The sequence below is a fragment of the Brevundimonas sp. genome, assembly GCF_044336875.1.
Classification (GTDB): Bacteria; Pseudomonadota; Alphaproteobacteria; order Caulobacterales; family Caulobacteraceae; genus Brevundimonas.
Map to the genome: position 1 here is coordinate 171436 of NZ_JBIIOP010000001.1, position 21675 is coordinate 193110.

The 21675-nt window shown below is 68.4% G+C and carries 20 protein-coding genes; 11 read left to right on the forward strand and 9 right to left on the reverse strand.

Translation table 11 applies throughout. The features are described from left to right. Position 1 precedes the first annotated feature (1 nt). Together carB and ACIQ1T_RS00890 are read left to right on the forward strand one after the other, a co-directional pair. Entirely contained in the window at positions 2-3301 is a 3300-nt protein-coding gene (gene carB, locus ACIQ1T_RS00885; protein ID WP_395942601.1) for a carbamoyl-phosphate synthase large subunit, read from the forward strand. Between the two features lie 63 nt (positions 3302-3364). Next, on the forward strand, positions 3365-3643 hold the full coding sequence (locus tag ACIQ1T_RS00890) for a DUF1294 domain-containing protein (RefSeq protein WP_395942602.1): 279 nt from the start codon (positions 3365-3367) through the stop codon (positions 3641-3643). Here ACIQ1T_RS00890 and ACIQ1T_RS00895 read toward each other — a convergent pair. Further along, positions 3633-4064: a type II toxin-antitoxin system VapC family toxin gene (locus tag ACIQ1T_RS00895; RefSeq protein WP_395942603.1), complete on the reverse strand. Its 432-nt coding sequence runs from the start codon at positions 4062-4064 to the stop codon at positions 3633-3635. The two genes, ACIQ1T_RS00890 and ACIQ1T_RS00895, sit on opposite strands and share 11 nt — an antisense overlap. Then, positions 4061-4306, reverse strand: a complete 246-nt coding sequence (locus ACIQ1T_RS00900; RefSeq protein ID WP_395942604.1) for a FitA-like ribbon-helix-helix domain-containing protein — start codon at positions 4304-4306, stop codon at positions 4061-4063. The genes ACIQ1T_RS00895 and ACIQ1T_RS00900 overlap by 4 nt, the downstream gene beginning before the upstream one ends. A 106-nt stretch (positions 4307-4412) precedes the next feature. Here ACIQ1T_RS00900 and ACIQ1T_RS00905 point away from each other — a divergent pair, with 106 nt between their 5' ends. After that, the gene (locus ACIQ1T_RS00905) at positions 4413-5732 is read left to right on the forward strand and encodes an amidohydrolase (protein WP_395942605.1); all 1320 of its coding nucleotides are present in this window, start codon (positions 4413-4415) and stop codon (positions 5730-5732) included. On the opposite strand, the gene ACIQ1T_RS00910 is transcribed toward ACIQ1T_RS00905, so the two are convergent. Then, on the reverse strand, positions 5729-7015 hold the full coding sequence (locus ACIQ1T_RS00910; RefSeq protein WP_395942606.1) for a dicarboxylate/amino acid:cation symporter: 1287 nt from the start codon (positions 7013-7015) through the stop codon (positions 5729-5731). The two genes, ACIQ1T_RS00905 and ACIQ1T_RS00910, sit on opposite strands and share 4 nt — an antisense overlap. A 125-nt stretch (positions 7016-7140) precedes the next feature. Here ACIQ1T_RS00910 and ACIQ1T_RS00915 point away from each other — a divergent pair, with 125 nt between their 5' ends. From ACIQ1T_RS00915 to ACIQ1T_RS00935, 5 genes are all read left to right on the forward strand, one after another. Beyond that, positions 7141-7341: a cysteine protease gene (locus tag ACIQ1T_RS00915; RefSeq protein ID WP_395942607.1), complete on the forward strand. Its 201-nt coding sequence runs from the start codon at positions 7141-7143 to the stop codon at positions 7339-7341. 67 nt (positions 7342-7408) lie between these two features. Continuing rightward, positions 7409-8074 carry a glutathione S-transferase family protein gene (locus ACIQ1T_RS00920; RefSeq protein WP_395942608.1) on the forward strand — a complete coding sequence of 222 codons (666 nt, stop codon included), beginning with the start codon at positions 7409-7411 and terminating at the stop codon, positions 8072-8074. Positions 8075-8129: 55 nt separating this feature from the next. After that, a complete protein-coding gene (locus tag ACIQ1T_RS00925) occupies positions 8130-8330 on the forward strand; it encodes a hypothetical protein (protein WP_395942609.1) in 201 nt (66 codons plus the stop codon). Positions 8331-8487: 157 nt separating this feature from the next. Next, positions 8488-8961 carry a transcription elongation factor GreA gene (gene greA / locus ACIQ1T_RS00930; RefSeq protein WP_314122027.1) on the forward strand — a complete coding sequence of 158 codons (474 nt, stop codon included), beginning with the start codon at positions 8488-8490 and terminating at the stop codon, positions 8959-8961. Between the two features lie 185 nt (positions 8962-9146). Next, positions 9147-10112 (forward strand): mitochondrial fission ELM1 family protein, encoded by a 966-nt coding sequence (locus tag ACIQ1T_RS00935; protein WP_395942610.1) that lies wholly within the window; start codon positions 9147-9149, stop codon positions 10110-10112. Positions 10113-10314: 202 nt separating this feature from the next. Here the strand turns inward: ACIQ1T_RS00935 and ACIQ1T_RS00940 are convergent, their stop codons facing one another. Further along, entirely contained in the window at positions 10315-10617 is a 303-nt protein-coding gene (locus ACIQ1T_RS00940) for a hypothetical protein (protein WP_395942611.1), read from the reverse strand. Positions 10618-10686: 69 nt separating this feature from the next. On the opposite strand from ACIQ1T_RS00940, the gene trxB reads away from it, so the two are divergent. Together trxB and ACIQ1T_RS00950 are read left to right on the forward strand one after the other, a co-directional pair. After that, a complete protein-coding gene (gene trxB / locus ACIQ1T_RS00945) occupies positions 10687-11694 on the forward strand; it encodes a thioredoxin-disulfide reductase (RefSeq protein WP_395942612.1) in 1008 nt (335 codons plus the stop codon). Between the two features lie 72 nt (positions 11695-11766). Beyond that, positions 11767-12153: an endonuclease domain-containing protein gene (locus tag ACIQ1T_RS00950; RefSeq protein ID WP_395942613.1), complete on the forward strand. Its 387-nt coding sequence runs from the start codon at positions 11767-11769 to the stop codon at positions 12151-12153. Positions 12154-12236: 83 nt separating this feature from the next. Here the strand turns inward: ACIQ1T_RS00950 and ACIQ1T_RS00955 are convergent, their stop codons facing one another. The 5 genes from ACIQ1T_RS00955 to ACIQ1T_RS00975 all read right to left on the reverse strand — a co-directional run bounded on the left by ACIQ1T_RS00955 (position 12237) and on the right by ACIQ1T_RS00975 (position 17469). After that, complete coding sequence (locus ACIQ1T_RS00955; RefSeq protein ID WP_395942614.1) at positions 12237-13193, reverse strand: aldo/keto reductase; 957 nt, start codon at positions 13191-13193, stop codon at positions 12237-12239. 73 nt (positions 13194-13266) lie between these two features. Then, positions 13267-13677, reverse strand: coding sequence for a response regulator (locus tag ACIQ1T_RS00960; RefSeq protein ID WP_395942615.1), 411 nt, complete (start codon positions 13675-13677; stop codon positions 13267-13269). Positions 13678-13746: 69 nt separating this feature from the next. Then, complete coding sequence (locus tag ACIQ1T_RS00965; protein WP_395942616.1) at positions 13747-15684, reverse strand: PAS domain-containing protein; 1938 nt, start codon at positions 15682-15684, stop codon at positions 13747-13749. A gap of 89 nt (positions 15685-15773) precedes the next feature. Continuing rightward, a complete protein-coding gene (locus ACIQ1T_RS00970) occupies positions 15774-16892 on the reverse strand; it encodes a cell wall hydrolase (protein WP_395942617.1) in 1119 nt (372 codons plus the stop codon). A 97-nt stretch (positions 16893-16989) separates the two neighbouring features. Then, positions 16990-17469, reverse strand: a complete 480-nt coding sequence (locus tag ACIQ1T_RS00975) for a Dps family protein (RefSeq protein WP_395942618.1) — start codon at positions 17467-17469, stop codon at positions 16990-16992. A gap of 177 nt (positions 17470-17646) precedes the next feature. On the opposite strand from ACIQ1T_RS00975, the gene ACIQ1T_RS00980 reads away from it, so the two are divergent. Then, complete coding sequence (locus tag ACIQ1T_RS00980; RefSeq protein ID WP_395942619.1) at positions 17647-21672, forward strand: PAS domain S-box protein; 4026 nt, start codon at positions 17647-17649, stop codon at positions 21670-21672. Positions 21673-21675: the final 3 nt, after the last annotated feature.

The following is a 21675-nucleotide window of genomic DNA, read 5'->3' on the forward strand; positions in this document are numbered from 1 at the left end:
GATGCCCAAGCGCACAGACATCAAGTCCATCCTCATCATCGGCGCCGGCCCGATCGTCATCGGCCAGGCGTGCGAGTTCGACTATTCCGGCGTCCAGGCCTGCAAGGCGCTGAAGGCCGAGGGCTATCGGGTCATCCTGGTCAATTCGAACCCCGCCACCATCATGACCGACCCGGAGGTGGCCGACGCCACCTATATCGAGCCGATCACCCCCGAGATGGTCGAGAAGATCATCGCCAAGGAGAAGCCGGACGCCCTGCTGCCCACCATGGGCGGCCAGACGGCGCTGAACACCGCCCTGGCGCTGGACGCCTCGGGCGCGCTGAAGAAATACGGCGTCGAGATGATCGGCGCCAAGGCCGAGGTCATCGACAAGGCCGAGGACCGTCAGAAATTCCGCGACGCCATGGACAAGCTGGGTCTGGAAAGCCCCCGCTCCAAGGCCGCCCATTCGATGGAAGAGGCGCTGGACGGTCTCGAGTTCGTCGGCCTGCCCGCCGTCATCCGCCCCAGCTTCACCCTGGCCGGCACCGGCGGCGGCATCGCCTTCAACCGCGAGGAGTTCGAGGAGATCGTCCTGCGCGGCCTCGACCTGTCGCCGACCACCGAAGTCCTGATCGAGGAATCGGTTCTGGGCTGGAAGGAATACGAGATGGAGGTCGTCCGCGACACGGCGGACAACTGCATCATCATCTGCTCGATCGAGAACATCGATCCGATGGGCGTCCACACCGGCGACTCCATCACCGTCGCCCCCGCCCTGACGCTGACGGACAAGGAATACCAGCGGATGCGGACCGGCTCGATCAACGTCCTGCGCGAGATCGGGGTCGAGACCGGCGGATCGAACGTCCAGTGGGCCATCAACCCCGCCGACGGCCGCATGGTCGTGATCGAGATGAACCCGCGCGTGTCGCGCTCGTCCGCCCTGGCCTCCAAGGCCACCGGCTTCCCCATCGCCAAGGTCGCCGCCCGCCTCGCCGTCGGCTACACCCTGGACGAACTGCAGAACGACATCACCCAGGTCACGCCGGCCAGCTTCGAGCCGTCGATCGACTATGTGGTCACCAAGATCCCGCGCTTCGCCTTCGAGAAATATCCGGGCTCCGAGCCTCTGCTGGGCACCTCGATGAAGTCGGTCGGCGAGGTCATGGCCATCGGCCGCACCTTCCAGGAATCGATGCAGAAGGCCCTGCGCGGGCTTGAGACCGGCCTGTCCGGCTTCGACGAGATCGAGATCGACGGCGTCGCCGACGTCGAGGACGCCCACACCGCCCGCGCCGCCGTGGTCCGCGCCCTGGGCGTGCCCACCCCCGACCGCATCCGCGTCATCGCCCAGGCCTTCCGCCACGGCCTGACGGTGGAAGAGGTCGCCGCCGCCTGTTCCTACGAGCCCTGGTTCCTGCGCCAGATCGCCGACATCGTGCGCGAGGAAGGTCACGTCCGGGTCAAGGGCCTGCCGACCGACCCGACCGAATTCCGCCGCCTGAAGGCCAAAGGCTTCTCCGACGCCCGCCTGGCCCAGCTGACCGGCGCGACCGAGAAATCCGTCCGCGCCGCCCGTCGCGGCCTGAACGTCCGTCCGGTCTTCAAGCGGATCGACACCTGCGCCGCCGAGTTCGCCAGCGCCACCGCCTATATGTATTCGACCTATGAGACCGGCGCCCTGGGTCAGATCCCCGAGTGCGAGTCCGAGCCGTCAGACAAGAAGAAGGCCATCATCCTGGGCGGCGGTCCGAACCGGATCGGCCAGGGCATCGAGTTCGACTACTGCTGCTGCCACGCGGCCTTCGCCTTCGACCAGATCGGCGTCGAGTCCATCATGGTCAACTGCAACCCCGAAACCGTCTCGACCGACTACGACACCTCCGACCGCCTGTATTTCGAGCCGCTGACGGCCGAGGACGTGCTGGAGCTGATCGAGGTCGAACGTTCGAACGGCACGCTGATCGGCTGCGTCGTCCAGTTCGGCGGCCAGACCCCGCTGAAGCTGGCCCATGCGCTGCAGGAGGATGACATCCCCGTCCTGGGCACCAGCGTCGACTCCATCGACCTGGCCGAGGACCGCGAGCGCTTCCAGCAGATGCTGGAGGCCATCGGCCTGAAACAGCCGCCCAACGGCCTGGCCCGCTCGGCCGAGGAGGCCGCGCAGAAGGCGGAAGAGGTCGGCTATCCGGTCGTCCTGCGCCCCTCCTATGTCCTGGGCGGCCGCGGCATGATGATCGTCCACGACCGCGAGCAGCTGGACCGCTACGTCCACGAGGCCATGCGGGTCTCGGGCGACGACCCGGTCCTGATCGACCACTATCTGAACCGCGCCACCGAGGTGGACGTCGACGCCCTGTGCGACGACGAGACCGTCTTCGTCGCCGGGGTGCTGGAACATATCGAGGAAGCCGGCGTCCACTCGGGCGACAGCGCCTGTTCGATGCCGCCCTGGTCGCTGTCGGCCGAGACGGTGGCCGAGCTGAAGCGCCAGACCACCGAAATGGCCAAGGCCCTGAAGGTGCGCGGCCTGATGAACGTCCAGTTCGCCATCGAGGAGCCGCACGGCGAGAACCCGCGCATCTTCGTGCTGGAAGTGAACCCGCGCGCCTCGCGCACCGCGCCCTTCGTGGCCAAGACCATCGGCCAGCCGATCGCCGCCATCGCCGCCAAGGTCATGGCCGGGGTGCCGCTGAAATCCTTCGGCCTGACCGACAAGCCCTACGACCATATCGCGGTCAAGGAAGCCGTCTTCCCGTTCGCTCGCTTCGCCGGGGTCGACACCATCCTGGGCCCGGAAATGCGCTCGACCGGCGAGGTCATGGGCCTGGACTGGAAGCGTGACGGCGAGGCCGACATGGCCCCCGCCTTCGCCCGCGCCTTCGCCAAGTCCCAGATCGGCGGCGGCACCACCCTGCCGACGGCGGGCTGCGCCTTCGTCTCGGTCAAGGAGGACGACAAGCCCTTCATCATCGACGCGGTGAAGACGCTGATGGCCGAGGGCTTCTCCATCATCGCCACCGGCGGCACCCGCGATTACCTGGCGACCCAGGGCATCGAGGTCGGTCTGGTCAAGAAGGTGCTGGAGGGCCGTCCGCACATCGTCGACGCGATGAAGAACGGCGAGGTCCAGCTGGTCTTCAACACCACCTCGGGCAAGCAGTCGCTGCAGGACAGCTTCAGCCTGCGCCGCACGGCCCTGATGATGAAGATCCCCTATTACACCACCACCGCCGGCGCCCTGGCGGCGGCCCAGGCCATCGGCGCCATCAAGGCCGGCGACCTGGATGTGAAGGCGATCCAGGAATACGGCTGATCCGCATGATGTCTCTGGTTTCCGGCGCTTCGCACGCCTGAGACCGAACCGGAAACCAGAGACATGTCCCCTCTCCCCTGGATGCTGACGGCGGTCCTCGCGGCGGAGCTTGCCGGCTTCGCTCTTTTCTCCTGGGACAAGGCGATGGCGCGCGCCGGTCGTCGCCGCATCCCCGAGGCCCGGCTGCTGCTGTTCACCTTGATCGGCGGCATCGGCGCCTGGATGGGTCAACGCCTGTTGCGCCACAAGACCCGCAAGGAGCCGTTCCGCACCCGCTTCGGCCTGATCCTGACGCTGCATCTGCTCCTGCTGGCGGGCGGCGCGCTCTACATCATCCTTTGAGGCCGCCCCAGGCCTCCAGCGTAAGCAGACGCGCCGCCAGATCGGGTTCTCCGCTCAGGACGCGCATGAAGCGAACGTCCGCCGTCACCAGCGGGCTGCCGGCGTCGATGGCCGCGACCAGATACAGCAGGTCATAGACGGGATGTTTCAGCCGGTGCGCCAGACGGGTCGCCCGCGCCACCACATCGGCAGGGTCGATATCCTCGACCGGCGACATGTCGAGCAAGACCGCCAATCGATCATCGGCCTCGTCGGTCGAGATCAAACCCTTGCGAGCGGCCTTCCAAAGCCCGTTGGCGACTTCCACGCGCCACCACGTGGGGGCGATCAGTCTCTCGTCGAGCAGGGCGTCCGCGATGTCGCTGTCGTCCTCTTTCAACACCCATTTCAGGGCGACCGAGGCATCGACGACGAAGGTCATCTTTCGTCGCGGCTTTCCCGGATCAGGTCGGCGGAATTGGTCGGCGCCCGCCCCGTCAGGGCCTCACGCAGCTGACTCGCCTTCTCTCTGAAGCGACCGACGCGCCGAGCGCGCTCCTCGTTCAGAGCGGTTTCGAGAATGGCGCGATGCTCCGCCTCGACGCTGCGCCCATGGCTGGACGCACGTCGCTTCAACGACTCGACCATCTCGTCTGATAGATTGCGAACCAGAAGCTGCGCCATGGGCCGACGATATCACGCGCCAGCATCGTCACCAACCACGACGACCGCGCGGCTTGCCAGCCCTCTCTCGTCCGCTAAGCTCCGCGCCGAAACAGGGGTATCCGAGATGAAACGTGCGATGCTGACGACGGCGGCCATGATGCTGGCGATGATGGCGGCGACGCCCAGTCTCGCGCAGGACGCCGATCTGAAGGCGGCGGTGAAGGCCGACTACGACGCCAACCTCGCCACGCTGTTCGACTGGTTTCACCGCAATCCCGAACTGTCGGGACAGGAAGTCCAGACCGCCGCACGTCTGGCGCAGGAGCTGACGGCCCTGGGTTACGATGTCGCCACCGGCGTGGGCGGCACGGGTGTCGTGGCGGTGCTGAAGAACGGCTCCGGTCCCACGGTCATGATCCGCGCCGATATGGACGGCCTGCCGCTGCAGGAACGCTCCGGCCTCGCCAACGCCTCGACCGCGCGTCAGACGGACGCCGACGGGGTCGAGAAGCCGGTCATGCACGCCTGCGGCCACGACGTGCACATCACCGCCCTGGTCGGCACGGCCCGCCAGATGGCCGCGCGCAAGGCCAACTGGTCCGGCACCCTGGTCCTGATCGGCCAACCCGCCGAGGAACGCATCTTCGGCGCCCGCGCCATGGTGCAGGACGGCCTCTACACCCGCTTCCCCAAGCCGGACTACGCCCTGGCCTTCCACGTCTCGGCCGACACCCCGACCGGCAAGATCGAGGCCCCGCTGGGCATCGCCTATTCCAGTTCCGACAGCGTCGACATCGCCGTGCGCGGCGTCGGGGCCCACGGCGCCTCGCCGCACATGGGGGTCGATCCGGTGCTGGTCGCCTCCCAGATCGTGGTCTCGCTCCAGACCCTGCGCAGCCGCGAGGTCAATCCGCTGGAAGGCGCCGTCGTCACGGTCGGCTCGATCCACGGCGGCATCAAGCACAACATCATTCCCGAACAGGTCGACCTGCAGCTGACGGTCCGCGCCGACAGTCCCGAGGTCCGCACCCGGCTGCTGGACGGCATCGACCGGATCGCCCGCAACACCGCCCTGGCCCTGAACGTGCCGGAAGATCGCCTGCCTGTGGTCACCCGGTCCGCCACCGAGACCACGCCGGCGACCATCAATGACACCGAGACCGCCCAGCGCGTGCGCGACGTCTTCGCGGCGACCTTCGGGCCGGAAGTGCTGCGCGACACCCCGCGCACCGGCATGGGCGCCGAGGACTTCGCCAACTTCGTTCAGCCGGAGACAGGCGTGAAGGGCGTCTATTTCAACGTCGGCGGCACGCCGGAGGCCGAGGTCGAAACCGCCGCCGGCCACCACTCTCCCCTGTTCAAGATCACGCCCGAACCGGCGGTGACCCTGGGCGTCGAAGCTTCGGTCGCGGCCGCGGAGGGGCTGATGCCGAAGACGACCTAGGCCGCCTCTTCCTCGTCCTCCGGCCCCTGCACGATCCGCGTCGCCGTCAGGTCGGCGGTGACATTGCCCACGGTGCGGAAGATGTCCGGGATCACCTCGACCGCCAGCAGCAGGGGCAGCACGCCCAGCGGCAGACCCATGGCCAGGCAGATCGGCCCGATGGCGGCGAAGAAGCTGACCTGGCCCGGCAGGCCGACCGAGGCGATGGACACCGCCACCGCCGTCAGCCCGCCCGCGACCAGGGCGGGCAGGCCCAGTTCGACCCCGTACAGCTGGGCGACATAGAGACAGACCGCCAGATTGGCGACCGGGCTGGTGATGCGGAACACCGCCACCGCCAGCGGCAGGACCAGGCCCGCCGTGGTCTGGGGCACGCCCAGCCAGTCGCGCGCCCGCTCCACCATGACCGGCAGACTGGCCAATGAGGATTGGGTCGAGATCGCCACCACCTGGGCCGGGGCCACGGCGCGGGCGAACCGGCCCAGCGGGATCCGCCCCCACAGCACGGCGACGACATAGACGATCAGGATCAGGCCGATCTGGCTGAGGCAGACGATGGCGACATAGTGGACCAGGGTTCCCGCCACCCCGAGGCCCGCGCGCAACCCCACGCCCAGGGCCAGGGCGAAGACGCCGAAGGGCGCGGCCAGCAGCACCCAGTGGACGATCACCACCATGGTCTCGGCCACGGCCTCGAAGAAGGCGGCCATCGGCCGGCGCAGTTCTGCGCGGATCCGGGTCGCGGCGAATCCGAAGGCGATGGCGAAGACCACCACGGCCAGGACTCCGTCGTCGGCCGCCGCCTGGATGACATTGGCCGGCGCCAGACTGGCCAGAAAGGCCTTCAGCCCGTCGGTCTGGGCCGCCTCGCCCACGGTCGCCGCCGCATCGGCCGGAATCCCGGCCAGCAGGGCGCGCCCGGCTTCCGGATTTATGGGCCACAGGGCCAACAGCCCCAGCCCCGCCAGTATGGCGTAGACCGTCGCCCCGACCAGCAGCACGCCGAACACCGCCAAGGCCCGCACCGCCAGCCGCCCGGTCGCCGCCGCGTCGGCGATGGCCACGATCCCCGTCACCAGCAGGCTGAAGACCAGGGGGATGACCGTCATCCTCAGGGCGTTCAGCCAGACCTGGCCCAGGCTTTCGACGACGCCCAGCGCCCCGGTCAGGGCGGGGGCGTCCGCCCCCTGCGCCAGGGCGCCGACGACGACGCCCGCGACCAGGGCCGCGACGACAAAGAAGCTGAGGGAGGTGAAGAAGGCGGCGACGCGGGATCTGCTCATGATCTAGGGCTAGCACTGCTTTCGCCGCCGCGCTCGCCAAACCTTCTTCACCGGCCTTCAGCGCACGTCGTCGCAGGTGCGAACGCTGCGGCTTCGGGCGCGTTATGACGGGGAAGGAGATTTCCATGTCCCGTCTGCACAAGCTCGTTCCCCTCCTCGGCGGCCTGCTGCTGTCCAAGGGCGGCCGTCGCGTCGCCGGCCGTCACGCCGGCAAGCTGGCCCTGGCCACCCTGGCCTATGAGGTCTGGCGCAACCGCCGCGAGGGCGTTCGCCCGAAAGTCCGCCCCGAGCCCCGCACGCGCTGGAGCGGCCGCCCGCCGCGCTGACCCGCGCAAAGTCTGACCCAACGTCAGATGAAAACCTTGCTATGGTCGCCCTGAAACGGAGTCCGCCATGATCAAGGTCCACCACCTGAACGACAGCCGCTCACAGCGCGTCCTGTGGCTGCTCGAGGAACTGGGCCTCGACTATGAGGTGATCCGCTACGAGCGGAACGCGGGCGATCGCCTGGCGCCGCCCGAACTCCTGGCCATCCATCCGCTGGGCAAGTCGCCGGTGATCGAGGACGGCGCGGTCAAGGTCGCGGAAACCGGCGCCGTCGTCGAATATCTGCTGGACACCTATGGTCAGGGCCGGCTGCGTCCGACGCCCGGGACCGAGGACGGCCGCCGCTTCACCTACTGGCTTCACTACGCCGAGGGGTCGGCCATGCCGCCCCTGCTGCTGAAACTGGTCTTCTCCATGCTGCCGCGCCGCGCGCCGGCCCTGTTGAAGCCCCTGGTCAACGGAATCGCGAAAAAGGCCCTGGCCAATTTCGTCGAGCCGCAGTTGCGCACCCACGTCGGCTTCTGGGAGGCCGAACTGGCCAGGTCCGAATGGTTCGCCGGCGACGAGTTCACCGCCGCCGACATCATGATGAGCTTCCCGGTCGAGGCCGGGGCCGACCGCGCCTTCGACGCCGAGACCAAGCCGCGCCTCAAGGCCTTTCTGGAACGGATCCACGCCCGCCCGGCCTATCGGCGCGCCCTGGAACGCGGCGGACCCTACACCTACGCGTGATCGGCTGTGTACGAGACCGGGCGCAACCCCGCGCCTTGGCGAACGTTAATCCGCCATGCAGTTTCGAACCATCCAGATCGTGGCCGGTCTGACGGCGGCGGTAGCCTTCGTCCTGGCCTTCATGGCCGCCGGCGCGGCCCTCGTTTCCGGCCTCTTCATGCTGACCGGCCTCGCCGCCGTCGGCTGGCTGGCCTATAGTCTGATCAAGGGCGTGATGCGTCGAGATCCCAAGGCCGAGCCGCCCGCCCGCGCCTGATACGCGCGTCGCAGTAGGCCATACGTCCGGCCTCGCCCTTGAATTCCTGAGCGAGAAACCCTAGTATTGATGCCCGGCCGCGCCCGCCCCGCGGCCTTTTGTGTGCCTACTCCGCGTCTTTCCAGTCTCCGGGCGAACCAGAAAAATCACGACACCAATGGAAAAAGTGCCGATGACGGGCGAGGGCTACCGTGTCCTCGACGATCAACTGAAGCAATTGAAGTCGGTCGAAAGGCCTAGCGTGATCGCGGCCATCTCCGAGGCTCGCGAGCACGGCGACCTGTCCGAAAACGCCGAGTACCACGCCGCCAAGGAGCGTCAGGGCTGGATCGAAGGCCAGATCGCCGAGATCGAGGACAAGATCAGCCGCGCCCAGGTCATCGACGTTTCGAAACTGTCGGGCGACCAGGTCAAGTTCGGCGCCACCGTCACCGTGGTGGACGAGGACACCGAGGAAGAGGCCCGCTATCAGATCGTCGGCGAACACGAGGCCGACGTGAAGAAGGGCAAGATCTCCATCGCCTCGCCGATCGCCCGCGCCATGATCTCCAAGGAGGTCGGCGACGTGGTCGAGGTCAACACCCCCGGCGGCGTGAAGGCCTACGAGATCCTCAAGGTCGAGTGGAAATAAGCGCCACAGCCCACGCCAATCTCCCTCCCCCTGCGGGGGAGGGTCGTCGCGTAGCGACGGGGTGGGGGCGGCCCGGCTGGGCCGCCTTTGCTGATTACAGCCTGGTTTCGGCGGGGCGTCGCCTGGCCTCCCCACCCGACCTCGCTTCGCTCGGTCACCCTCCCCGGAACGGGGCGGGAAAATAGATGACTGAGCCCCTCTCCGTCTGGGTCGTGTCCGACGGCCGCGCCGGCATCGAGAATCAGGCGCTGGGCCTCGCCGAGGCCGTCCAGCGCCTGACCCCGGCTGAAATCACGATCAGACACATCCGCTGGCGGCCGCTGTTCGACCGCCTGCCGTCGGCGCTCAAGACCCCGGCCATGCTGGCGTCCGAGCCGCTCACGGGTCCGTGGCCCGATCTGTGGATCGCCACCGGCCGCGCCACCCTGCCGCTTTCGACGCGCGTCAAAGCCTGGAGCGGCGGCCGGACCTTCGTCGTCCAGACCCAGGATCCGCGCTGGGCCAATGACCGCTACGACCTGATCGTCGCCCCGGCCCATGACGGCCTGTCGGGCGACAATGTCTTCGAGATCCTCGGCTCGCCCCACCGCATCACGCCCGGGCGGATCGCCGAAGCCGCCCCGGCCTTCGCCGCGCGCATAGCCCCCCTGCCCCATCCGCGCGTCGCCGTCCTGATCGGCGGCAAGTCGAAGGCCTTCGACCTGACCGAGGCCCACGCCGCGGATCTGGCCGACCAGATCGCCGTCGCCGTCCGCGCTTCGGGCGGCTCGCTGATGCTGACCTATTCGCGCCGCACGCCACAGGCGGCCAAGGCGGCGATGACGGCGCGCCTGTCGCACCTGCCCGGCTGGATCTGGGACGGCGCCGGCGAAAACCCGCTGTTCGGCTTCCTGCATTTCGCCGACCAGATTCTGGTCACCGAGGACAGCGCCAACATGGCGGCCGAGGCCGCTTCGACCGGCAAGCCGGTCCATGTCCTGCCGATGGTCCCGCTGAAGTCCGGCGACAAGTTCGCCCGCCTGCACGACGACCTGGCCGAACGCGGCGCGACCCGCCCGTTCGACGGGACGCTGGACGCCTGGACCTATGCGCCCCTCGCCGAAACCGACCGTGCGGCGCAGGCGGTTCTGGAAGCGATGCGGACGCGCTAATCGCCCTTCAGGTTCGTCATCCTCCGGCAAGCCGCGTAGCGTCGCAGACCGGGGATGACGAAAGGAAGGGTTTCAAGCGTCCTCGCCATCCACCACGTCCAATCCTGACGCAGGCCCGGCCTATGGTCGCCCGATAGTCTGGAGGTTGTTAGGAATGAATCGCAAAAAAGTGCACTAAAGTGCACTAAAAATAATCGGGGCCTCAGTCGCCTCCGCCGCCGCCACCGTCCGATCCGCCATCGGAGGAGCCGTCGTGACCGCCGTGATGGGAACCGCCGTCGTTCGGCGGGACCACCGTCCCCGCGTCTCCGGAGTCGTCGCCCTTCTTCGGATCCTTCGGCTTGGCGTTGGCCACTCCCATGCCCGCAACGCCCAGACCCGAGCCGATGGCCACGCCCAGGGCGATCCCCAGCCCGAGGTTCTCCATCGCCGTCCCCAGGGCCACGCCGATCGCAATCCCCGCGCCCATGCCGATCGGCAGATAGGCCGCCTTCTTGTCCTTCATCCCCGCCTCCCCTTCTCTTCAGGCGAGACTAGCATCGCGCAAACGGGAATCAGCCCCTAAATAGGGGCCATGACCCAAGCTCGTACCGTTCGCGTCGCCATCATCGGTTCCGGCCCCGCCGGCTGGACCGCCGCCATCTACGCCGCCCGCGCCTCGCTGAACCCCGTCGTCATCGCCGGCATCCAGCCCGGCGGCCAGCTGACCATCACCACCGACGTCGAGAACTATCCCGGCTTCGCCGAGACCATCCAGGGCCCCTGGCTGATGGAGCAGATGCAGGCCCAGGCCCTGCACGTCGGCACGGAAGTCATCCACGACATCGTCGTCTCCGCCGACCTGTCGCAGCGCCCGTTCAGGCTGAAGCTGGACGGCGGCGACGAGATCCTGGCCGAGACCGTCATCATCTCCACCGGCGCCCAGGCCAAATGGCTGGGCCTGGACTCTGAGGCCGCCTATCAGGGCTTCGGCGTCTCGGCCTGCGCCACCTGCGACGGCTTCTTCTATCGCGGCAAGGAAGTGGTCTTGGTCGGCGGCGGCAACACCGCCGTCGAAGAGGCGCTGTTCCTGACCAATTTCGCCTCCAAGGTCACGGTGATCCACCGCAAGGACGAGTTCCGCGCCGAGAAGATCCTGCAGGACCGGCTGTTCGCCCATCCCAAGATCGAGGTGATCTGGAACGTGGCGGTCGAGGAGATCGTCGGCGTCGTCGACGGCGTTGCGAAGAACGTCACCGGCGTCCGGCTGAAGAATGTGCAGGACGGCTCGATCAAGGAGATCCCGGCGGACGGCGTCTTCATCGCCATCGGCCACGCCCCGTCGTCGGAGCTGTTCAAGGGCCAGCTGGAGGTCAACTCCGGCGGCTATCTGCGTGTCAAGCCGGGCACGGCCTCGACCGCCATCGAGGGCGTCTGGGCCGCCGGCGACGTGACCGACGACGTCTATCGCCAGGCCGTCACCGCCGCCGGCATGGGCTGTATGGCCGCCCTGGAAGCCAGCCGTTTCCTGGCCGAGGAAGACCACGCCAAGGCCCACCACCCGATCAGCCACGCCGAGGCGGAGAAGATCGGGGTCTGGTAAGCCGCATCTTGCTTCTCCCTCCCCTTCAGGGGAGGGTGGTCGAGCGTCAGCGAGGCCGGGTGGGGGCGGCCCATGGCGACCATCGCCAAAGCGCGTGGAATGCGGAAGGTCATGAACCCGCCCGAGGCGCGGCTATGGGCGTCGCTCAAACTTCTGCGGAAACAGGGCTTCCACTTCCGTCGCCAGCATCCGTTGCGCGGCTATTTCCTCGACTTCGTCTGCCTGTCGCGCGGCTTGATCGTGGAGGTGGACGGTGAAGGCCATGAGCACACCGCCGATTGGGACAGGCGTCGAGATGCGGCGATGGCTGAGTTGGGTCTCCGAACCATCCGCATTCCGGCCTCCAGAATCCGCGATGATCCACACGACGTGATCGACTTCATCGTCCGCGAGTTGGAGGCGGCCGCCCCCACCCGGCCGCTTCGCGGCCACCCTCCCCGAGACGGGGAGGGAGAATAGAACTGCGCACCACCTCTCCCTCCCCTTCAGGGGAGGGTGGTCGAGCGTCAGCGAGACCGGGTGGGGGCGGCCCCCGAAACTGACTAAGCCGACGCCTCCGTCAACTGCGCGACATCCTCCGCCGACAGCTCCAGCGTCGCCGCCGCCAGCGTATCGGCCAGCTGCTCCGTCGTCGTCGCGCTGACGATCGGCGCCGTCACGCCCGGCTGGGCCAGCAGCCAGGCCAGGGCGACCTGGGCCGAGGTCGCCTCGTTCCGCTGGGCCACGGCGTCCAGCACCGCCAGGATCCGCACGCCGCGCTCGTCGAACTTGTCCTTCAGCATCCCCTCGCGCTTGGTCCCGGCGATCTGGTCGATGGTCTTGTACTTGCCCGTCAGGAAGCCGCTCTCCAGGCTGAAATAGGTGATGACGCCCAGCCCCTTCTCGACCGCCAGATCCTGCAGCCCGCCCTCGAAGGTGTTGCGGCTATAGAGGTTGTAGTGCGGCTGGATCGACTGATAGGCCGCCAGCCCCTCGCGCTCGGAGATGGCCAGGGCTTCGGTCACCTGTTCGGCCGAATGGTTCGAGGTGCCGATGGCCCGCACCTTGCCCGCCTTCACCAGCCTGTCGAGCGCCCGCAGCGTCTCGTCCTGCGGCGTCTTCGGATCGGGCCAGTGGGTCTGATACAGGTCGATGTAGTCGGTCTGCAGCCGACGCAGCGAATCCTCGACCGCCTTTTCGATCCAGCCGGGCGACAGGTCGTTGTGGCCCTGGCCCATGTCGGACCCGACCTTGGTCAGGATCTTGACCGCGTCGCGATTGCCCCGCGCCTTCAGCCATTTGCCGATGATGAGCTCGCTCTCGCCGCCCGAATGACCCTCGACCCAGCGGGAATAGGCGTCGGCGGTGTCGACGGCGTCGAACCCGGCCTCGACGAAACCGTCCAGCAGGGCGAAGGACGTCGCCTCGTCGGCGGTCCAGCCGAAGACATTGCCGCCGAACACCAGGGGCGCGATCTCGAGACCGCTGCGGCCGAGCGGACGTTTCGTCAGGGTGGTCATGGGGAGGAACTCCTTTTCGGGGAGACCTCGACATATGCCGCCTCGGGGCGACCGCAACCGCTGCGGAAGCGGTTTATGCGCCGAAAAGTTGAAGACCCGGCGGGGCGTATTCGACCGGCTGCCCCTGGCGGCGGCGCAGGGCGTAATCAACGGCGGTCTGGACAGCCTGCTCGTCGGTCGGCTTGGACAGGACGCCGATGGTCCCGGCCACGCCTTCGCGCACCATGCCGGGGTTGGCGGTCATGAACAGGACGGTCACGCCCATGTCCTGGCCCAGCTCGCGGCCCAGATTGATGCCGGTCGGTCCGTCGGACAGATGGATATCGACCAGGGCCAGGTCGACGTCGTTCTCGCGCACCATGTCGCGCGCAGACTTGGCGGTGGCGGCTACGCCGACCACCTCATGCCCCAGATCTTCCAGCACGAATCGCAGCTCCATCGCGACCAGAGCTTCGTCTTCGATGATGAGGATACGCGCAGTCATGGGTACGGGGCTTATGTCCGGGAGCGGTCAGAACGCAGAATAGTCAAATGGGTTTCAAGCGAAGCTTAATCACGTGATTTTTTCTGCCGCCCTGCGGCGAGAAAGCGCCGTCGCCGGCAAATCCACAACGATCTTGAGGCCTTCGGGAAGCCATTCCCGCTGCAGCCGTCCGCCCAACTGCCCCTCGACGGACAGGGTCGCCAGCGAAGATCCGAAGCCGACCCGCGCCGGCGGCCCTGTCAGGGCCGGCCCCCCGGTCTCGGTCCAGGTCAGGACGAACCGGTCGCCGTCGGCCTGCGTGACCAGCCGGATCGCACCCTTGCCTTCGGACAGGGCGCCGTATTTGGCGGCGTTGGTCGCCAGTTCGTGGAACAGCAGGGCCACCGAGGTCGCCGCCTGGTCGTCGAAGACCGCATCGTCGCCGGTGATCACGACCCGCGCCGCGCCGCCTTCGTCGGCATAGGCCTGGAACAGATCGGTCAGGAAGGCGTGCAGGGTCGTCGCCCCCACGGTCGGCTGCGAGGTCTCGGTATGGGGCCGCACGAACTCGTGCGCGCGCGCCAGGGCCGTGATCCGCGTCCGCAGCGAGGCGGCGAAGGCCTTGGCCTCCGGATACTGACGCGCCGAAAGCGCCACCAGGGCGGTGATGACCGCGAAGATGTTCTTGATCCGGTGGCTCAGCTCCTGGCTGACCAGTTCGCGGCCCTGTTCCAGCTTCTTCAGGTCGTCGATATCGGTGCAGGTGCCGAACCAGCGGGTGATCTCGCCGTCGTCGTTGCGGATCGCCACGGCTCGGCCCAGCGTCCAGCGGTAGACGCCCGAATGGTGTTTCAGCCGGTACTCGATGTCATAGGGCTCGCCGGTGTTGAGCGACCGGGTCCAGCGCTCCCAGGCCCGCGCCTGATCCTCGGGATGGAACATATCGTTCCAGCCCTCGCCGTCGGTCGAACCGACCGGCACCCCGGTGAACTCGTACCAGCGCGCATTGTAATAGTCGTGAAAGCCGTCCGGCCGGGTGGACCACACCATCTGCGGCATGGCGTCGGCCAGGACCCGAAACTGGGCCTCGCTCTCGCTCAGCCTGGCGGCGATGGCCTCCAGGTCGGCGTCGACCCGCTTGCGTTCGGTGATGTCGACGACGATGCCGGGGAAGCGGATCGGCGCGCCGTCACGGTTGAAATAGACCTGCCCCCTGGCCACGACCCAGCGTATCCGGCCCGCCGCATTCTTCAGCCGGTATTCGCTCAGGAAGGCGCCGTCGCCGTTGGTCGCCGCCTCGATCTCGGCCGCGACCCTTTCCAGGTCCTCGGGATCGACCGAAGCCGTAAAGGTCGCGATCGGCGCCCCGGCGCGCGCCAGGGCGGGATCGACGCTGTACATCTCGGCGAACCGTTCGTCCGCCACCACGCGATCGGACAACACGTCCCAGTCCCAGGCCCCGACATAGTTGGACGCCTCCAGCGCCCGGCGGGTCGTTTCCTCGCTCTCCTGGCGCTCGCGCAGGGCGCGGCGCAGTTCCAGCTGGGTCATCACCTGGTCGGCCAGGGTCTGAAGGGCCAGGATCTGGAGTTCGGTCAGACCCTCGGGGCGCGGCTTGTCGTCCAGCACGCACAGGGCGCCCAACGGCACCCCGTCCGGCGTCAACAGCGGTTGTCCGGCATAGAAGCGAATGCTCGGCGCGCCCGTGACGAGCGGATTGTCGACGAACCGCGCATCCTGCGTCGCGTCGGGCACCACCATCAGGACGTCGCTCAACATGGCGTGGGCGCAGAAGGAGGTCGGACGCGGGGTCTCGCGCACGCCCAGTCCCACCTCGGCCTTGAACCACTGACGGTCGGCGTCGACCAGACTGACCGCCGCCATAGGGGCGTCGAACAGCCGCGCCGCCAGGCGGGCGATGTCGTCGAACGCCTTCTCTCTTTCGGTGTCGAGGACGGCATAGACCCCCAGGGCCTTTAGACGTTCGCTCTCGTCCCACCTTGGACAATCAGCATCGGGGTGGGTCAAGCAGGCGTCCTCGTCGCGCCGGTCGTGCCCGGTCAGCACCATCAATGCCCTGACCCCGTGGAGCGTTGCAATGCGTGGGATGCCGTATTTCAGTGGGTGGGACGGCCGACTTCTTCCACCGCCATCGAGGCGACGCCCTCGGGCGCAACCACCACTGCGGGCGGCGCAGGCTTCGGTTGTTCCAGGGCCTGCAGCCGGGCGTTGATGGCGGCGACCTCGTCATGCGTCGGCAGGCGACGCCCGCCCAGGCTGACCACGCCGACGACGCGCTGCTGACCATCCACCTCGACCGTGCGGATCGGACCGTCGGCCGCAGGCGCACCCTTCGCCGGCGCGTCAGGATCGGCGCCCCCGGTGGCCTGGCCGGGCTGGGCGCCTGGACGCGGCCGCGAGAACCGCGCCTCGTCGATCACCGGCTCATGGCCCTTGTAGACGGTGCGGAAGGCGGCGGTTTCGCCATAGATCCCCTTCCAGCGATAGAAGATGTGCGTGCCGATCTGCGTGACCTTGGCCACGGTCGGCGCCCACCAGGCGCTGACATAGTCGGCGTGATAATGGGTGGCGGTGCCGACCGCCTGGGACACCTCGCCGTTCAGCGCCTTTTCCGCGACCTTGCGCGCCCGCTCCCAGGCCCAGCCGACCGGCGCCTGGGCCAGCGACCCGTCGCAGGTGAAGCTGAACTGGCAGCCCGTGGTCCGCTCGGCGCCCTCGAACACCACGCCGCACACGGTGTTGGCGTAGTTGGGGTCGCGCACGCGGTTCAGCACCACCTGGGCCACGCCGGCCTGTCCGGCGTCGGACTCCAGCGCCGCCTCGAAATAGACGGCCTGGGTCAGACAGCGAAGGGCGCGGCGCCGGTCGTCGGCGTCGCCCTTGAACACGAACGGCCGCGCCGGGCGCAGGGCGCCGGTGGTCAGGAGCGGCTTGTCTTCGCCCAGCCCATAGGCGGCCGTCTGCAGCAGGCTCGGATCATGCCGCTGCGCCAGGGCCAGCTGCGACGCGGTCAAACGCCCCTTGATGGCGTTCATGCCGTCCGCGCTCAGGTCGCCGCCGGTCACCCGCGCCACGGCCTCGGCGGTCCGGTCGGCGTCCGGACGCACGCTGGACCCGGCCGCCATGGCGACGCCCAGCACGGCGCCGGCCGCGGGCAGGGCCGCCGCCGAGCGCTTCAGCGCCGTCCAGATCGTCTTCCAGTGCAACAGACTCATTCAAATCCAGAAGGCGGCGTCCCGAACATCGGGAACGCCGCCGTGACGGGACCATGCCCGGACTTCGGGGCCGTTTTCGGGCGCCGGCAAACCGCTGTTATCGTCCGCCCAGGGTGGAACGCAACATCCAGGCGAACTTCTCGTGGGCGCCCAGCCTCTGCGTCAGCAGGTCCACGGTGACGTCGTCGCCGTCGCCGTCCGCCACATCCAGCGCCGCCCGCATGGTCGAGATCAGGGTCCCGTGGTCATGCATCAGCTCCTTCAGCATCTCCGGCGCCTCCTTCTCGGGCTCGCCGTCGCGAATGCTGGTCAGATTGGCGAACGCGCCATAGCCCTGGGGCGCGAACTCGCCCAGCGCCCGGATACGTTCGGCGATATCGTCCAGGGCCTCCCACTGGTCGCGGTACTGGCTCTCCAGCAGATTGTGCAGGGCGAAGAACTCCGGTCCCCGCACGTTCCAGTGGTAGCCGTGGGTCTTCAGATAGACGGCATAGGCGTCGGCCAGGACGCGCGTCAGCTGTTCGGCGACGTCGCCGCGCGCGGTGGCGGAAAGTCCGGTGTCGATTGTTGCGGTCATGCTGCGCTCCATGATGGCTTTACGGCGGAGAAACCCCGACCGAGTATGGCAGTCAGGAACGCGAAGCACGGCCGAGCGTTGCATGCAGAAGCGTCACCTTAAAATGGCGCGTCGGGGACCGGACAGGGCATGAACGCAGGCGCGTTCTTCAGGCGATTTCTGGATGCTGACGGAGGCTTGCTCGCCCTCGCTCGCCTGAAGCCGCGCCCGATCTGGAGCCGCATCCTGATCGGCGTCGTCGGCGCGGGTGCGGCCCTGCTGGTGCGCACGGCCAGCATCAGCTTCTATGGCGAGATCACCGGTTTCATGATCCTGCTGCCGGGTGTGATCCTGGCGGCTCTGGCGGGCGGGCGGCTGTCGGGCGCGACGGCGGTCGTGGCCTCCCTGCTGGGCGGCTGGGCCGTGGTCGCCTTCAGCCTGGCGCCCGGATCCAACATGGTGCGCAACCTCGGCCTGGTGTCGACGGTCAATTTCGTCATCGTCGGCCTGTTCTGCACCTGGCTGGGCGCCTCCCTGCGCCGCACCCTGGCGCGCCTGGATTCGGTCGTGTCGGACCTGTCCCTGTCCAACGCCCGCATCGACGAGACCGAGGGCCGGCTTCAGGTCGTCAGCGAACTGGCCCCGGTCATGCTTTGGATGACCGACGAGACCGACCACGTCATCCATCTGAACAGCGATCAGCGCCTGTTCTGGGGTCGGTTGTCGCACCTGGGCGACTTCGACGCCGAGGCCATCCTTCACCCCGAAGACCGCGACCGCATCACGGCCGTCGGAGCCCGGGCAGCCCAGGAACGGACCGCCTATGTGGTCGAGGGCCGCCATCGTCGCCACGACGGCGAATGGCGCGTCCTGCGCACCGAGGCTCGTCCCCGCCTGGCGCCGGACGGTCGGTTCATGGGCATGATCGGCGTCAATATCGACGTCACCGACGCTCGCGCCGCCGACGCCGCCCTGCGCGACAGCGAACAGCAGTTGAAGGCGACGGTCGAACAGGCTTCGGCCGGGATCGCCCGCATCGACATCGACGGCCGGATCACCAGCGCAAACGCCCGTTTCGCCGAGATTCTGGGCCGACCGGTCGAGGCCCTGCTGGGCATTCGCACCGCGGACGTCACCCATCCCGACGACGTCGCCCCGACCCTGTCCGTCCTCCAGGCTGCGGCGGTCGGCGGTCCCGGCGGGCAGATCGAGAAACGCTACATCCGCCCCGACGGCGCGGTGGTCTGGGCCCTGACCAGTCTGCGCGCCCTGACCGACGGCAAGGGCGATCCAGACGGTTTCATCGGCGTGGTCGTCGACATCACCGCAGCCAAGGCTGCGGAGGCCGCCCTGCGCGACAGCGAGACCCGGTTCCGCCTGCTGGCCGACACCGCCCCCTCCCCCGTCTGGCTGACCGACGTCGACGGCGGGATAGAATTCGCCAATGTCGCCCTGACCGACTTCTACGGCCTCGCGCCCGGCGGCCTTTCGGGCCAGGGCTGGAAACAGACCATCCATCCCGACGACCAGCCCCTGCTGGCCGCCGCCCAGGCCGAGGCCCGGCCCGCCCGTCAGCCCTATGGGCTCGAGGCCCGCTTCCGGCGCCATGACGGCGACTGGCGCTGGCTGCGGATCGCGGTCGAGCCGCGCTTCGACGAGACCGGCGCCTTCCTCGGCTATGTCGGCATCGCCTTCGACACCACCGACCATCGCGAGGCCCTGGAGGCTGCGGCCCGCACCGAGCGTCGTCAGGCCTTCCTCCTCGACCTGAGCGACCGCCTGCGCGACCTGACCGATCCGGATCAGATCATGGCCGAGGTCGAGGCCTCGGTCGGCGACCTGCTGGAAGCCGATCGCGTCGGCTATGGCGAGGTCGACCAGGAGGCCGGCGTCGTCTCCATGAGCCGCGACTGGACTGCGGGCGTGGTCAGCGCCCAGGGCCAGTTCAGCCTTCACGCCTTCGGCGAGGCCCTGATCACCGACCTGGCCGAAGGACGCACGATCCGCATCGACGATGTGCGCGAGGATCCGCGCACCGCCGGTTTCGCCGACGCCTTCGCCGCCCTCCAGACCCGCGCCCTGATCCGCGCGCCCCTGATCCGCGCCGGCCGGCTGCGCGCCTTCCTCTATGTCCATGCCGCGGCGCCGCGCCACTGGACCCAGGCCGAGGCCCGGCTGGTCGAGGAGATCGCCGCCCGCACCTGGACCGAGGTCGAACGCGCCAGGGCCGAAGCGGACAAGCGCGAGAGCGAGCAGCGTTTCCGCGCCGTCGCCGACACCGCCCCCGTGCTGATCTGGGTCACGCGCCAGGATCGCCAGCGGTCCTTCGTCAACCAGGCCTATGTCGACTTCTTCGGCGCGGACTACGAGACCGCCCGCGCCGCCGACTGGCGGGCCAACCTGCATCCGGACGACCACGCTCGCATCCTGCAGGAATCCGTGGCCGGCGAGGCCACCGGCGAACCCTTCTCGCTGGAGGCCCGCTATCGTCGCCACGACGGCGAATGGCGCTGGCTGAAATCCTTCTCTCGACCGCGCCTGAGCGGTTCGGAAGTCGTCGGCTTCGTCGGGGTCGCCTTCGACGTCTCCGACATGCGCGAGGCGCAGGACCGACTGGTCGAGTCCGAGAGCCGTTTCCGCACCGTCGCCGACAGCGCCCCGGCCCTGATCTGGATGACTGACGCCACGCCGACGATCATCTTCGCCAACAAGCGCTACCGCGTCTTCTGCGGTATTCGTTCACAGCGGCAACTGGCCGATTCCTGGCGCACCCTGATCCACCCCGACGACGAGCCGGTCTTCGACGCCGCCTTCATCCGCGCCTTCCAGGCCCGCGACCGGTTCGAGGCGCTCAGCCGGGTCAATCATCCCACCCTGGGTCTGCGCTGGATCCGCACCGAGGGCGTGCCCCGTTTCGACGCCTCGGGCGCCTTCCAGGGTTATGTCGGCGCCAGCCTGGACGTCACCGACGCCAAGAAGGCCGAGGACGACCTCAAGCGCATCAACGAACTGCTGGAGGAACGCGTCGGCGCCGCCCTGACCGAAAAGGCCGCCGCCGAGGCCCATCTGATGCACGCCCAGCGGATGGAGGCGGTCGGCCGTCTGACCGGCGGCGTGGCCCACGACTTCAACAACCTGCTGACCGTGGTCATCGGGGCCCTGGACATCATCCTGCGATCCGACGATCCGGCCAAGCGCAAGAAGCTGGGCGAGGCCGCCCTGTCCGCCGCGCGTCGCGGCGAGAGCCTGACCCACCAGTTGCTCGCCTTCTCGCGCCGCCAGGCCCTGCGCCCCGAGGCGATCGACCTGAACGGCCTGATCCGCGAAGGCGAACCCCTGCTGCGCCGCGCCGTCGGCGAGGCGGTGGACTTCAAGATCAGATTGAAGCGGGGCGGCGCCAGGGTGAACGTCGACCCGGCCCAGTTCGAGGCCGCGCTCCTGAACCTGATCGTCAACGCCCGCGACGCCCTGGGCGACGTCACGGGCGGCCAGATTCGCGACGGCGCCCGCATCGTGGTGCAGACCATGAACTGTTCGATCGCTCCAGGTCAGGTCGCCGAACTGTCCTCCGGCGACTATGTCTGCGTCACCGTGACCGACAATGGCGCGGGCATGTCGCCCGAGGTCATCGACCGCGTCTTCGAACCCTTCTTCACCACCAAGTCGGTGGGCAAGGGTACGGGGCTGGGCCTCAGCCAGGTCTATGGCTTCGCCCGCCAGTCCGGCGGCGGGGTCCACATTTCGTCCACCGTCGGGCGGGGCACCGAAATCCGCCTCTATCTGCCGCCCCTCGCCGGACAGGAGATCGTCGTCCCGGTCGTGGCGCCCGCCGGCGTCGACGCCTCCTTCGCCAAGGGCAGCCGCATGCTGCTGGTCGAGGACGACGCCAGCGTCGCCGCCGTCGCCCTGGATCTGCTGGAAAGCTTCGGCCTGGAGGTGGAGCTGGCCGAGAACGGTCCCGACGCGCTCAGGGCGCTGGAGGCCGCGCGTTTCGACGTTATGCTGACCGACGTGGTCATGCCCGGCGGCATGAGCGGGGTCGACCTGGCGCGGCAGGCGGCGCGGGACTGGCCGCAGATGCGCATCGCCCTGACCTCGGGCTATGTCGGCGACGACGTGGATCAGGTGCTGGCCGGCACCCCGTGGCCCTTCCTGCGCAAACCCTATTCCACCGAACAGCTGCGCGGCGTCATCGCCGGCGCCGCCGCCCTTCCCGCCGAATAGACA

Coding starts and splice junctions, on each gene's coding strand:
- ACIQ1T_RS00950 (WP_395942613.1), top strand. CDS start 11,767: ATGGCGACCATCGCCAAAGCGCGTGGAATGCGGAAGGTCATGAACCCG.
- ACIQ1T_RS00970 (WP_395942617.1), bottom strand. CDS start 16,892: ATGAGTCTGTTGCACTGGAAGACGATCTGGACGGCGCTGAAGCGCTCG.
- ACIQ1T_RS00955 (WP_395942614.1), bottom strand. CDS start 13,193: ATGACCACCCTGACGAAACGTCCGCTCGGCCGCAGCGGTCTCGAGATC.
- ACIQ1T_RS00915 (WP_395942607.1), top strand. CDS start 7,141: ATGTCCCGTCTGCACAAGCTCGTTCCCCTCCTCGGCGGCCTGCTGCTG.
- carB (WP_395942601.1), top strand. CDS start 2: ATGCCCAAGCGCACAGACATCAAGTCCATCCTCATCATCGGCGCCGGC.
- ACIQ1T_RS00920 (WP_395942608.1), top strand. CDS start 7,409: ATGATCAAGGTCCACCACCTGAACGACAGCCGCTCACAGCGCGTCCTG.
- ACIQ1T_RS00960 (WP_395942615.1), bottom strand. CDS start 13,677: ATGACTGCGCGTATCCTCATCATCGAAGACGAAGCTCTGGTCGCGATG.
- ACIQ1T_RS00975 (WP_395942618.1), bottom strand. CDS start 17,469: ATGACCGCAACAATCGACACCGGACTTTCCGCCACCGCGCGCGGCGAC.
- greA (WP_314122027.1), top strand. CDS start 8,488: ATGGAAAAAGTGCCGATGACGGGCGAGGGCTACCGTGTCCTCGACGAT.
- trxB (WP_395942612.1), top strand. CDS start 10,687: ATGACCCAAGCTCGTACCGTTCGCGTCGCCATCATCGGTTCCGGCCCC.
- ACIQ1T_RS00890 (WP_395942602.1), top strand. CDS start 3,365: ATGTCCCCTCTCCCCTGGATGCTGACGGCGGTCCTCGCGGCGGAGCTT.
- ACIQ1T_RS00895 (WP_395942603.1), bottom strand. CDS start 4,064: ATGACCTTCGTCGTCGATGCCTCGGTCGCCCTGAAATGGGTGTTGAAA.
- ACIQ1T_RS00910 (WP_395942606.1), bottom strand. CDS start 7,015: ATGAGCAGATCCCGCGTCGCCGCCTTCTTCACCTCCCTCAGCTTCTTT.
- ACIQ1T_RS00940 (WP_395942611.1), bottom strand. CDS start 10,617: ATGAAGGACAAGAAGGCGGCCTATCTGCCGATCGGCATGGGCGCGGGG.
- ACIQ1T_RS00900 (WP_395942604.1), bottom strand. CDS start 4,306: ATGGCGCAGCTTCTGGTTCGCAATCTATCAGACGAGATGGTCGAGTCG.
- ACIQ1T_RS00935 (WP_395942610.1), top strand. CDS start 9,147: ATGACTGAGCCCCTCTCCGTCTGGGTCGTGTCCGACGGCCGCGCCGGC.
- ACIQ1T_RS00925 (WP_395942609.1), top strand. CDS start 8,130: ATGCAGTTTCGAACCATCCAGATCGTGGCCGGTCTGACGGCGGCGGTA.
- ACIQ1T_RS00905 (WP_395942605.1), top strand. CDS start 4,413: ATGAAACGTGCGATGCTGACGACGGCGGCCATGATGCTGGCGATGATG.